Source organism: Luteimonas campi (assembly GCF_051162505.1).
Classification (GTDB): Bacteria; Pseudomonadota; Gammaproteobacteria; order Xanthomonadales; family Xanthomonadaceae; genus Luteimonas.
In genome coordinates, this window is the sequence record NZ_JBNWEM010000002.1 from 561,239 (window position 1) to 573,950 (window position 12,712).

At 70.9% G+C, this 12,712-nt stretch carries 11 protein-coding genes; all 11 read left to right on the plus strand.

Translation table 11 applies throughout. From position 1 onward, the window contains the following. The first annotated feature begins 7 nt into the window (after window positions 1-7). The 11 genes from flgC to ACQYVW_RS07540 all read left to right on the plus strand — a co-directional run bounded on the left by flgC (window position 8) and on the right by ACQYVW_RS07540 (window position 12,280). Window positions 8-415 carry a flagellar basal body rod protein FlgC gene (gene flgC / locus ACQYVW_RS07490; protein WP_434936594.1) on the plus strand — a complete coding sequence of 136 codons (408 nt, stop codon included), beginning with the start codon at window positions 8-10 and terminating at the stop codon, window positions 413-415. Between the two features lie 20 nt (window positions 416-435). After that, entirely contained in the window at window positions 436-1,107 is a 672-nt protein-coding gene (locus ACQYVW_RS07495) for a flagellar hook assembly protein FlgD (protein WP_434946542.1), read from the plus strand. 42 nt (window positions 1,108-1,149) lie between these two features. Beyond that, window positions 1,150-2,370, plus strand: coding sequence for a flagellar hook protein FlgE (gene flgE / locus ACQYVW_RS07500; RefSeq protein WP_434936591.1), 1,221 nt, complete (start codon window positions 1,150-1,152; stop codon window positions 2,368-2,370). 111 nt (window positions 2,371-2,481) lie between these two features. Further along, the gene (locus ACQYVW_RS07505) at window positions 2,482-3,228 is read left to right on the plus strand and encodes a flagellar basal body rod protein FlgF (protein WP_434946543.1); all 747 of its coding nucleotides are present in this window, start codon (window positions 2,482-2,484) and stop codon (window positions 3,226-3,228) included. 31 nt (window positions 3,229-3,259) lie between these two features. Further along, window positions 3,260-4,045 (plus strand): flagellar basal-body rod protein FlgG, encoded by a 786-nt coding sequence (gene flgG, locus ACQYVW_RS07510; protein WP_434936587.1) that lies wholly within the window; start codon window positions 3,260-3,262, stop codon window positions 4,043-4,045. Window positions 4,046-4,053: 8 nt separating this feature from the next. Next, entirely contained in the window at window positions 4,054-4,773 is a 720-nt protein-coding gene (flgH, locus tag ACQYVW_RS07515; RefSeq protein ID WP_434946544.1) for a flagellar basal body L-ring protein FlgH, read from the plus strand. 10 nt (window positions 4,774-4,783) lie between these two features. Beyond that, window positions 4,784-5,905: a flagellar basal body P-ring protein FlgI gene (locus ACQYVW_RS07520; protein ID WP_434936809.1), complete on the plus strand. Its 1,122-nt coding sequence runs from the start codon at window positions 4,784-4,786 to the stop codon at window positions 5,903-5,905. A gap of 183 nt (window positions 5,906-6,088) precedes the next feature. Then, entirely contained in the window at window positions 6,089-7,162 is a 1,074-nt protein-coding gene (gene flgJ / locus ACQYVW_RS07525) for a flagellar assembly peptidoglycan hydrolase FlgJ (RefSeq protein ID WP_434946545.1), read from the plus strand. A gap of 3 nt (window positions 7,163-7,165) precedes the next feature. Continuing rightward, the gene (flgK, locus tag ACQYVW_RS07530; protein ID WP_434946546.1) at window positions 7,166-9,043 is read left to right on the plus strand and encodes a flagellar hook-associated protein FlgK; all 1,878 of its coding nucleotides are present in this window, start codon (window positions 7,166-7,168) and stop codon (window positions 9,041-9,043) included. A 20-nt stretch (window positions 9,044-9,063) separates the two neighbouring features. After that, entirely contained in the window at window positions 9,064-10,257 is a 1,194-nt protein-coding gene (flgL, locus tag ACQYVW_RS07535) for a flagellar hook-associated protein FlgL (RefSeq protein WP_434946547.1), read from the plus strand. A gap of 631 nt (window positions 10,258-10,888) precedes the next feature. Next, window positions 10,889-12,280 (plus strand): flagellin, encoded by a 1,392-nt coding sequence (locus ACQYVW_RS07540; RefSeq protein ID WP_434946548.1) that lies wholly within the window; start codon window positions 10,889-10,891, stop codon window positions 12,278-12,280. Window positions 12,281-12,712 lie beyond the last annotated feature (432 nt).

The window sequence follows — 12,712 nt, forward strand, 5'->3', positions numbered from 1 at the left end:
CCCGTCCATGAGCAACCTGCCGATCTTCGATGTCGCCGGTTCGGCGATGAACGCGCAGTCGGTGCGACTGTCCACCATCGCCTCCAACCTGGCCAACGCCAACTCCGTCTCGGGCAACCCGGACGAGGTGTTCCGTGCCAAGCAGCCGGTGTTCTCGGCCGTTGCCATCGACGGCAACCCGGCGCTGGCCGGCGTGCGCGTGGACGAGGTACTCGACAGCGAGACCGCGCCGCTGCGCCGCTACGAACCGGGCCACCCGCTGGCCGATGGCCAGGGCTACGTGTACGCGCCCGACATCGATCCGGTGGCGCAGATGGTCGACCTGATCTCCGCCTCGCGCAGCTACCAGGCCAACGTCGAGGTCTTCAACTCCGCCAAGGAACTGGCGATGGCCACCCTGAACATGGGCCGCTGAGCGCGCCCCGAGGATCCACCATGACCACGATTGGCAACGGCACCGACTACGCCTCGCTCGGCCTCGGCCAGCAGCAGGCCCAGCGCAGCACCGCGCTGGGCCAGGCCGATTTCCTGCACCTGATGACCGAACAGCTCAAGCACCAGGATCCGCTCAAGCCGCTGGACAACAACCAGTTCCTCGGCCAGCTGGCGCAGTTTTCCACCGTGCAGGGCATCGAGGGCATGCAGGGCGCGATGGCGGCCATGGCCAGCGTGATGGAGTCCGACCAGACCCTGCGCGCGGCCGCCCTGGTGGGCCACGACGCCCTGGTCGAGGTCGATGCGGTGCCGCTGGCTGCGGGCGCCGGGCTCAGCGGCGAGATCGTCGCGGCTGCCGCGGGGCCGGTCACGCTCGACGTGATCGACGCCGACGGCGTGCGCGTGCGCCGCATGACCGTGGAGGCCGCCGACAAGGGCACCGCCAGCTTCCAGTGGGATGGCCGCGACGAAGCGGGCAACGCCGTCGCCGCCGGCACCTACAGCTTCCGCGCCGTCACCGGCGCCAGAGACCCCTCCGCCAAGGACGCCGAACTCCTGCCCATCCGCGCCAACGCGCGGGTGGACAGCGTCTCGATCGAACCGGGCGGCCTGTTCCTCAACCTCGCCGGCATGGGCAGCGTCCCGCTCTCGGCGGTCCATCGCATCGGCTGACCAACGCCGTCCCAGCACGTCTTCCTGCCAAGGAGCACACACATGAGTTTCCTGATCTCGCTGAGCGGCATGAACGCAGCGTCGGCCGACCTCAACATCACCTCCAACAACATCGCCAACGCCAACAGCACCGGCTTCAAGCAGTCGCGCGGCGAGTTCGGCGACGTGTTCGCCGCCACCGCGCACGGCCTGTCCAGCAACACCATCGGCGCCGGCGTGCGCCTGCAGCGCGTGGCCCAGCAGTTCGCCCAGGGCAACGTCGACTACACCGGCAAGTCGCTGGACATGGCGCTGACCGGCGAGGGCTTCTTCACCCTGTCGGGCAGCAACGGCGTCTCCTACTCGCGCGCGGGCAACTTCGGCGCCGACCGCGAGGGCTACGTGGTCAATCCGGCCGGCCAGCGGCTGCAGGTGTTCCTGCCCAACGCCAGCGGCCAGGGCTTCGACACCGGCCGCATGGGCGACCTGCGCCTGGCCACCGGCGACGCACCGCCGCGCGCCACCCGCGAGACTTCGCTGGGGCTGAACCTGCCGGGCAACGCCAGCCCGCCCGCGGCCTCGCCCTTCGACGCCAACGACCCAGACAGCTACAACCACACCACCTCGGTGGAGGTGTTCGACTCGCTGGGCGCGCCGCACTCGCAGTCGATGTACTTCGTGCGCACCGCCAACCCCAACGAGTGGCAGGTGTACACGCGCATCGACGGCGTGGACGTCGGCGGTCCGCAGACGCTGCAGTACTCCAGCACCGGCGCGCTGATCACGCCCGCCAACGGCGAGATCGTCCTGCCCACGCACACCGTGCCCGGCGGCGCGGCGGCGCTCGACCTGACCCTGGACCTGGAGCGCACCACCCAGTACGGCGACCGCTTCGGCGTCTCGGCGCTGGTGCAGGACGGCCATCCCACCGGCCGCCTGAGCAGCATCGAGGTTTCGGCCGAGGGGGTGGTGGCCGCGCGCTACAGCAACGGCGTGTCCACGCCGCTGGGCCAGGTGGCGCTGACCAACTTCGCCAACCCGCAGGGCCTGCAGCCGATCGGCGACAACGCCTGGGCCGAGACCTACGGCTCGGGCCTGGCCCGCCGCGGCGCGGCCGGCACCGCCGAGTTCGGCGCGGTCCAGGGCGGCGCGCTGGAGGCCTCCAACGTCAACCTCACCGAGCAGCTGGTGAACATGATCACCGCACAGCGCAACTTCCAGGCCAACGCACAGATGATCCAGGCGCAGGACGCGCTGACGCAGACCGTCATCAATATCCGCTGACGCGGAGGGGATTAGGGATTAGGGATTCGGGATTCGGGATTCGGAACAGCGCATTGACGCCACCGGAGCCCCTCCCAATCCCGACTCCCCAATCCCGAATCCCGGCTCCTCATGGACAAATCCCTCTACATCGCGATGACCGGCGCCAGCGCCACCCTGCGCGGGCAGGCGTCGGTCGCGCACAACCTGGCCAATGCCGATACCACCGGCTTCCAGGCCACCGTCAGCGGTACGGTGGCAGCGCCGATCGAAGGGCCGGGCCTGGCCTCGCGCGTGGCGACCGTGCAGCGCAACCTCGGCGTCAGCGATGCCGCCGGCGCCCGCACCACCACCGGCAATCCGCTCGACGTGGCGCTCGCGCCCGGGCACTGGCTGGCGGTGCAGGACCCCAACGGCGGCGTGGCCTATACGCGCGCCGGCGACCTCAGGCTCACCCCGAACGGTCTGCTGACCACCGCCAGCGGGCTGCAGGTGCTGGACGCCGGCGGCGCGCCGATGGCGCTGCCGCCCTACGACGCGATCGAGATCGGCGGCGACGGCACCGTCTCGGTGGTCCCGCAGGGCCAGCCGATGGCCACCATGGCCGAGGCCGGCCGCCTGCGCGTGGTGGCCGTGGACACGCGCGCGATGGTGCGCGGCGACGACGGCCTGATGCGCCTGCCGCCGGGCACCGAACCGCCGCCTCCGGCCGGTGGCAGCGTGCTGGTGTCGGGCGTGCGCGAAGGCAGCAACGTCGATGCCACCGGGATGCTGGTCTCGATGATCGAACTGGCGCGCCAGTTCGAGATGCAGGTACGGGTCTTGCAGAGCGGTGACGAGACCGCCCGCAGCGCCAACACCCTGCTGTCCTCGCGCTGAGCGCGCCCACCGCAACCGACGGAATCCCGCCATGACCCAGGCTCTATGGATCGCCAAGACCGGCCTCGACGCGCAGCAGACGCGCATGGCGGTCATTTCCAACAACCTCGCCAACACCAACACCACCGGCTTCAAGCGCGACCGCGCCAGCTTCGAGGACCTGCTGTACCAGACCACCCGCCAGCCCGGCGGCGCGACCTCCGAGCAGACCAGCCTGCCCACCGGCCTGCAGGTCGGCACCGGCGTGCGCGTGGCCGCGACCGCCAAGGAATTCGCCCAGGGCAGCCTCGGCCAGACCGGCGGCGCGCTGGACGTGGCGATCAACGGCCGCGGCTTCTTCGAGGTGCTGCTACCCGACGGCAGCACCGCCTACACCCGCGACGGCAGCTTCAAGGTCAACGCCCAGGCCGAACTGGTGACCAACTCCGGCTTCCCGGTGCAGCCGGGCCTGCAGCTGCCCGAGGGCGCGCAGTCGATCACCATCGGCGCCGACGGCACGGTCAGCGTGCAGCTGGCCGGGCAGGCCGAGCCGGTGCAGGTCGGCGCGCTGACCATCGCCGATTTCGTCAATCCCGCCGGCCTGCAGGCCAAGGGCGAGAACCTGTTCGTGGAAACCGGCGCCAGCGGCCCGGCGCAGAGCGGCGCACCCGGCGAGAACGGCACCGGCCTGCTGGTGCAGGGTTCGCTGGAAGGCTCCAACGTCAACGTGGTCGAGGAGCTGGTGTCGATGATCGAGACCCAGCGCGCCTACGAAACCAACGCCAAGGCGATCTCGACCATCGATTCGATGCTCGCCTACCTCAACAACAAGCTGTGAGCACGCCGATGAAAGCGCTCCTCGCCTGCGGTCTCGTGCTCGCCCTCGGCGGCTGCGCCGCCACCCTGGGCGATGCGCGCCCCTTCCCCGCGCATGCCGCGCACGCCGCGCCCGCATACGGGCCCGCCCCCGGCTACGCGCCGGCGACCGCGGCGACGGCCGGCCACGGCGGCGGCTCGATCTATGCGTCGGCCGGCGGCGGCCACCGCGCGATGTCGCTGTTCCAGGACAACAAGGCGCGCGGCGTCGGCGACCTGCTGACCATCGTGCTGATCGAGAACACCCGTGCGCGCAGCAACGCCACCACCGCGGTCAGCAAGGAAAGCGGGGTGGAGATGGCCGCGCCGACCATCTTCGGCCAGAGCGTCACCGTCGGCGGACGCCCGGTGCTGCAGGCCGGCATCGAAGGCTCGCGCGATTTCGCCGGCCGCGGCGACAGCGCCCAGAGCAACCAGCTGGCCGGCAACATCACCGTGCGCGTGGTCGAGGACCTCGGCAACGGCAACCTGCGCGTGGCCGGCGAGAAGCAGATGCGCCTGAACCAGGGCGACGAGCTGGTGCAGATTCAAGGCCTGGTGCGCACGGCCGATATCGGTCCCGACAACCGCATCAGCTCCGACCGCGTCGGCGACGCCCAGATCCTCTACGGCGGGCGCGGCACCCTGGCGCGCTCCAACGCCATGGGCTGGCTGGCGCGGTTCTTCAACTCCGCCGCATACCCGTACTGAGGCCGCGAACATGCAGACATCGATCGCGACCCGCCTCGTCCCCGCCCTGGCCTGCGTGCTGGCGGCGGTGCTGTGCAGCGCCGCGGCGCCGGCGCAGGCCGAGCGCATCAAGGACCTGGCCCAGGTGGCCGGCGTGCGCGGCAACCCGCTGGTGGGCTACGGCCTGGTGGTGGGCCTGGACGGCAGCGGCGACCGCACCAGCCAGACGCCCTTCACGGTGCAGAGCCTGAAGACGATGCTCGACCAGCTCGGCGTCACCATTCCGCCGGGGGTCAATCCGCAGCTGAAGAACGTGGCCGCGGTGGCGATCCAGGCCGAACTGCCGCCCTTCGCCAAGCCGGGCCAGACCATCGACGTCACCGTGTCCTCGATCGGCAACGCCGGCTCGCTGCGCGGCGGCAGCCTGCTGATGGCGCCGCTCAAGGGCGCCGACGGCCAGGTCTACGCGATCGCCCAGGGCACCCTGGTGGTCAGCGGCTTCGGCGCCTCGGGCCGCGACGGCTCGCGCATCTCCACCAATGCCCCCAACGGCGGCAGCATCCCCAACGGCGCCATCGTCGAACGCGCCGTGCCCGGCGCGCCGCCCAGCGATGTGGTCACCCTCAACCTGCACGAGTCGGATTTCACCACCGCCTCGCGCATCGTCGGCGCGATCGACGGCGCCTTCGGCCCGGGACGCGCGCGCGCGCTGGATGGCGTGACCATCGAGGTCACCCCGCCGCCCGGCGACCGCGTCGGCTTCCTGGCGCGGCTGGAATCGCTGGACGTCACCCCCGGCGCGGCCGCGGCAAAGGTCATCGTCAACGCGCGCACCGGCACGGTGGTGATGGGCGGCGAGGTCTCGGTGCTGCCCGCCGCGGTCTCGCACGGCTCGCTCACCGTCTCGGTCACCGAGAACATGCAGGTCAGCCAGCCCGGCGCCTTCGGCCGCGGCGATACCGTGGTCGCGCCCCAGTCCTCGCTGGAGGTGAGCCAGGACGGCGGCCGCATGTTCCTGTTCGAAGGCGGTTCGTCGCTGGAGTCGATCGTGCGCGCGGTCAACGCCGTGGGCGCGGCGCCCGGGGACATCGTCGCCATCCTCGAGGCGCTCAAACGTGCCGGCGCGCTGCGCGCGGAACTCGAGGTGATATGAGGGTGAAGCCGGGATTCGGGATTCGGGATTCGGGAATCGGCAGGGCGCCGGTTCCCGTTGTCGTTTCCGCCTCCCGCAGGCACGGCGCTTGCATCGACGTCCACATGCACCGCAACGCCGCCGCAGACGCCTCGCGCCTGCTCTTCCGAATCCCCAATCCCTAATCCCGAATCCCCGCCTTCCATGCGCCTCCCCGCCGCCACCTCCATCGATCTCGCGCCCGCGCAGGCCACCCCGCGCGCGGACATCGAGAAGGCGGCCCGCGAGCTGGAAACGCAGTTCGCGCACATGCTGATCAAGTCCATGCGCAGCGCCTCGCCGGGCAATGCGATGGGCGGCGACACGCGCTACCGCGACATGTACGACCAGCAGCTGGCGCGCGAACTGGCCAAGGGCCGCGGCCTGGGCCTGGCGCCGACGATCATGCGTCAGCTCGAGCGCAGCGCCGGCAGCGACGCGTCCGCACCCGCCGCCATGCCGCTGCGCATGCCCGGCAATGCGGCGCCCGCCACGCCGATGCCGCTCCCGGCCACCCCCGGGATGCCGGCGATGCTGCCGCTGGCGCCGTCCAGTTCCGGCGTGTCGATGCCGGGCATGGACCTGCACGCCCATGCGCTACCGGCACCCTCGCTGCGCGCGCCCGACTTCGATGCGGCCACGGCCACGGACGTCGCCTTCGACGCCAGCTCGCCGGAGGCCTTCGTCCAGTCGATCTGGCCGCAGGCGCAGCAGGCCGCCGCCGAACTCGGCGTGCCGGCCAAGGCGCTGGTGGCGCAGGCCGCGCTGGAAACCGGCTGGGGCCGGCGCCTGGCCGGCCGCAAGGACGCCTCGTCGCTGAACCTGTTCGGGATCAAGGCCACCGGCGGCTGGAAGGGCGAGCGCATGAGCGCGCGCACCCACGAGTTCGTCGGCGGCAAGCGCGTGGACGAGCGCGCCGAGTTCCGCGCCTACGGCTCGGTGTCGGAGAGCTTCGCCGACTACACCCGCCTGATCGGCAAGGACCGCTACGCCGCCGCGCGCGGCACCGGCAACGACGTGCACCGCTTCGCCAGCGCGCTGCAGAAGGCCGGCTACGCCACCGATCCGTCCTACGCCGCCAAGATCACCGCGATCGCCAATGGCGCCACCCTCAACCGTGCGCTGGCCGCGCTGCCGGCGCGCAGCGACGCGCCCGTCCAGTACGCCGCCGCGCCGGCCGCGCAGCCCGCCGCTGCCGCCACCCACGTCGCGGCGCTCGCCGCCGCCCCCAGGGGATAAGCCATGACCGGCATGCTCAGCACCGGCACCTCCGCGCTGCTCGCCTTCCAGCGCGCGCTGGGCACGGTCGGCCACAACGTCGCCAACGCCGCGACCCCCGGCTACAGCCGCCAGCGCGTCGATCTCGCCGCCCGCCCCGCCCAGTCCGAGAACGGCCACTGGGTCGGACAGGGCGTGGAGGTGGCCGCGCTGCAGCGGCTTGCCGACGGGCTGGTGTTCGCGCGCCAGGTCGACAGCAGCGGCGAACTGGGAAGGCTGGGGCAGCTGTCGTCGCTGTCGTCGCGGGTCGACAGCCTGATGTCCGATTCGGCGACCTCGCTGTCGGCGCCATGGTCGGCATTCTTCGCGGCCGCGGATGCGGTGGTCGCCGAGCCGACCTCGACCTCGGCGCGCAGCCAGCTGCTGGCATCGGGCGAACAGCTCGCCTCGCGCTGGCGCTCGATGGACGCGCAGATGGAGACGATCGATCGCGAGGTCGGCACGCGCATCCAGGCGCAGGTGGCCGCTGCCAATACCTACGCCAGCGAGATCGCGGCGCTGAACAAGCAGATCGTCGCGGCCGGCAGCAACGCATCGCCCGACCTGATCGACCAGCGCGCGCTGCGCATCGACAAGCTCGCCGCGCTGGTGGGCGTGGGCACGGTCGAACAGGACGATGGCGCGATCAACGTGTTCACGCCCGGCGGCCAGTCGCTGGTGCTGGGGCAGCGGTCGATGGCGCTGTCGACCGTCGCCGATCCCTACCGCCCCGACCGCGTGCAGATCGCGCTGGACAGCCCGGCCGGCCCGGTGCAGCTGCCGGCCTCGGCGGTGAGCGGGGAGATCGGCGGCCTGGTCGAGTTCCGCGGGCGCGTGCTCGATCCGATGCGCGCCGAACTCGGACGGCTCGCGGCCGCCTTCGCCCACGGATTCAACCAGGCCCAGGGCGCCGGCGTCGACTACAACGGCGCACCCGGCAGCGACATGTTCGCGCTGCCGTCGCCGCGGGTCGACCGCCACGCCGGCAACACCGGCAGCGCGACCCTCGACGCCCGGATCGGCGACGTCGGCGCGCTCAAGGGCCACGACCTGGTACTGCGCTTCGAGGCCGGCGGCTGGAGCGCCACCCGCGCCGGCAGCGGCGAGCCGGTGCCGATGACCGGCAGCGGCACGGCCGCCGACCCGCTGGTGGTGGACGGGGTCGAACTGGTGGTGGGCGGGACGCCGGCCAGCGGCGACCGGTTCTCGCTGCGTCCGACCTCGGGTGCCGCCGGTGGCTTGAAGGTGGTGCTCGACGATCCGCTCGGGGTCGCCGCCGCGCGCCCGCTGCAGGCCAGCGCCGATCCGGCCAACCTCGGCAGCGCCACCGCCGGCGCGTCGCGCATCACCGACGCGGCCGCATTCGCCGGCTTCGGCGGCGCGACGGTCGAGTTCATCGACGCCATCCAGTACACGGTCGACGGCAACGGCCCGTTCGCGTGGACGCCGGGCACGCCCATCAGCGGCAACGGCTGGTCGCTCGAGCTCGCCGGCGCACCCGCCGCCGGCGACCGCTTCAGCCTCGCGCGCACGCCGCCGCGCTCGTCCGACAACGCCAATGCGCGCGCGCTGGCCGCGGTCGATACCGACGGCATCCTCGACGGCGGCAGCGTCGGCCTGACCGCGGGCCTTGCCCAGATGACCGGCCGCGCCGGCAGCGAAGCGCGCCACGCCGGGCTCAGCCTGCAGGCGCAGGACGCGATCCACGCGCAGGTGGTCGCCGAGCGCGAATCGGTGTCGGGCGTCAACCTCGACGAGGAGGCGGCCGACCTGCTGCGCTACCAGCAGGCCTACCAGGCCGCCGCGCAGATCATCAAGACCGCCGACGAGATGTTCCAGACCCTGCTCGGCGCAGTGCGCTGAAGGCCAGTGAGGACCCCCGCATGAGACTGTCCACCGCGCAGATCCACAACCAGGGGCTGCAGGGCATGCTGCAGCGCCAGCAGGCCATCGCCAAGACGCAGCAGCAGATGGTCACCGGCAGCAAGCTGGTCACCGCCGCCGACGATCCGGCGGCTTTCTCCAACGCGCAGCGCCTGGACCATGCGATGTCGCAGCTGGAGCAGTTCGGCAAGAACAGCGGCCATCTCGAGCGTCGCCTCGGCCTGCAGGAAAACGCGCTGGCCGACGCCGGCGACCAGTTGATCCGCGCGCGCGAGCTGGTGATCCGTGCCAACACCCCGACGCTGTCGAACGAGGACCGCAGGCTCATCGCGGTGGAGATGCGCCAGCTGCGCGCCGAGCTGATCTCGATCGGCAACCGCGGCGACGGCGCCGGACGCGCGCTGTTCGCCGGCACCCGCGACGGCGTGGTGCCGTTCGCCGACAACGCCGGCACGGTCGCCTACGCCGGCGACGGCGGCCGCAACGACGTCGACGTCGCCCCCGACCTGGCCGTGGCCGACACCGACCCGGGCAGCGCGCTGTTCCTGCAGGTGCCAGTCGGCGACGGCATCGTCCGCGGCAGCGCCGGCGCCGGCAACGCCGGCAGCGGCGTGCTGGCCTCGGCCAGCGTCACCGACCACGGCAGCTGGAACGGCAGCGGCATCACCGTCGAGTTCACCGACGGGGCCAACTACCGCGTGCTCGATGCCGGCGGCAACGAAGTGGGCACCGGCACCTGGCAGGACGGCCAGACCATCAGCGCCGGCGGCGTGCAGATGCAGCTCAATGGCGCGCCCGTCGCCGGCGACCGCTTCGCCATCGAGCGCGCCGGGCAGCGCGACATCTTCGCCACGCTCGGCGCACTGGCCGACGCCATGGAGGCCCCGGGCGACAGCCCCGCCGACAAGGCGCGCCTCACCAATGCACTGACCGGCGGCCTGGGCGACCTGGCCACCGCGCAGGAACACCTGCTGGCCGCGCGCGCCAGCACCGGCGCGCGCCTGTCCACGCTCGACCACGCCGCCGAGAGCCGCAGCGCCACCTCGCTGGCGCTGGAAACCACGCTGTCGGACCTGCGCGACACCGACTACGCCGAAGCGGCCGGCCGCTTCGCGATGCAGCTCACCGCACTGCAGGCCGCGCAGCAGGTGACCGCGCGCATCCAGGGCCTGTCGCTGTTCAACCTGCTGTAAGCCGGGCACGGGCGCCTAAGAAAATTTCTTCTCTCCCGATCACGCGGAAGCGCCGACCGCAACTTCAACTTGGAGAACTTCGCCCTCGACTTCGGATCGACGCCGCGCCCTGGCGGCCGGGGATCGCTCTTCGCTCGGTCAGGGCCTCCTGCCCTGACTCGCGAGCAAGACATCCATGTCTTGCTCGGCGCGATCTCCGGCCGCCAGGGCACGGCTCACCGCTAGCTGACCCGCGACACTTCGATGAGCGGCTGTTTCGAAGCCACGCCAATGACATGGCGATGTCGATCCGGGCCGGGGAGTGCGGAGAGCAGCGCATGGATGCGCTGCGGCGGCGAGTCAGCCATGGATGGTTGACCGAGCCGATAAGCAATTCCCGGGTCGGGGCGACTCCCTCACCGGAGGCGTCAGCCCAAATGCCTGTTGCGAGCAGCCGTTCGCGCGAATGGGAGAAGAACAAAAACCGGGGGCGACGTCGAAAATCCCCTAAAGGCCCGCCGTTCCGCGCCGTTATCCATCCCAGCAGCGGACAGGACCGGATCACGGCAAGCCACTGCGACGCCAACCGGCGCGAATCGCCGGACTTCCGAATCCAGGAGACCTTCAAATGTCTGTCATCAACACCAACGTGATGTCGCTCAACGCGCAGCGCAACCTGAGCACCAACAGCGCGGACCTCGGCACCACCATCCAGCGCCTGTCCTCGGGCCTGCGCATCAACAGCGCCAAGGACGACGCCGCCGGCCTCGCGATCTCCGAGCGCTTCACCACCCAGATCCGCGGCATGGACCAGGCCGCCCGCAACGCCAACGACGGCATCTCGCTGGCGCAGACCGCCGAAGGCGCGCTGGGCGAGATCGGCAACAACCTGCAGCGCATCCGCGAGCTGGCCGTGCAGTCGCGCAACGCCACCAACTCGTCCGAGGACCGCGCGGCCCTGCAGAAGGAAGTCGCTCAGCTGCAAAGCGAAATCCAGCGTGTCGCCGAAACCACCAACTTCAACGGCACCAAGCTTCTGGACGGCTCGTTCACTGGTGCGGCAGGCGTGTTCCAGGTGGGTGCCAACGCAGGCGAAACGATCTCCGTCGACCAGATCGCCAGCGCCCGTACCAGCGACCTGGGCTCGTACCAGGGCTTCGAAGTCGCCGGCCAGGGCATCGGCGCCGCCAGTGACACTGCGAGTGCGAAGACCGTGACGGTCGGTGGCAATGCGGTGAGCCTCGGCAGCGTCGCGGACGATGCTAAGGCGATCGCCGCGGCACTGAACAGCGCCGGCATCAGCGGTCTTACTGTGACCGCCAACGCCACGACCGCCGCTGGCCAGCCTACCGCGGTAACGGGCGCACTCAACGACGCGGATTCAATGGTGATCAACGGCACGACGATCAGCCTCACCAACACCGGCAACGGCGTCAGCAACCGTGCCACCGCGCTGGAGAACATCAACGCGCAGTCCGCCGTGACCGGCGTCCGTGCAACGGACAACGGATCGGGCATCGACCTGGTCGCCGTCGACGGCCGCAACATCACCACGGCGTTTACCGGTGCCAACGCGGCGACCGCAGCCGATTATGGTCTTGCCGCTGACGACACGTACGGCGGCACTCTGGACATGAGCTACGTCGCACCCTCCGGCACGGCTGGCAGCTTCGATTTCACGACTGGTTTCGATGCCGCCCTGACGTCCAAGACCATTGGCGCCGCGGGTACCGCAGTCAGTGCAATCGATATTTCGTCGACGAGCGGTGCCGACCTGGCGCTGAAGTCGGTCGATGCCGCGCTGCAGTCCATCAACTCTTCGCGCGCCGACCTGGGTGCGATCCAGAACCGCTTCTCCTCGGTCGTGACCAACCTGCAGACCGGCTCAGAGAACCTGTCGGCCGCGCGCAGCCGGATCATGGACGCCGACTACGCCAAGGAAACCGCCAACCTGTCGCGCACGCAGATCCTGCAGCAGGCCGGCACCGCCATGCTGGCGCAGGCCAACCAGTCCTCGCAGAGCGTGCTCAGCCTGCTGCGCTGATTCGCTTCAACGGAGATCCGTCTCCAGACCGGCCGGTGGCTCCGCCCCCGGCCGGTTTTCTTTCGACTGGGGAGCGGGTCGTGACAGACGCGCACGGAACTTCGGAAGGACACCGGAGCTGGTGCTGCAGTACTTCCGTGGACAGCTTGCTTCATCCTCTGTGGGAGCGACCTCGGTCGCGAACGCTTCGAGCGCAAGCGCGCTCCCACAGCGGATGGATTCGACGCCCACTGTGGGAGCGACCTTGGTCGCGAATGCTTTCGCGCGCAAGCGCGCTTCCACAACGACGCGGCCGTTCATCGACTAAAGGCCGGCGGCGCGCGGCCGTTACCGGCAACAGGGCAGGACGCGGCACTGCATGGCGTCAGTTTCCCGGCGGAACGATTCTTGCCGGGGCTTTCCGAAGCATCCGCTCCCACCCGGTCCACCCGC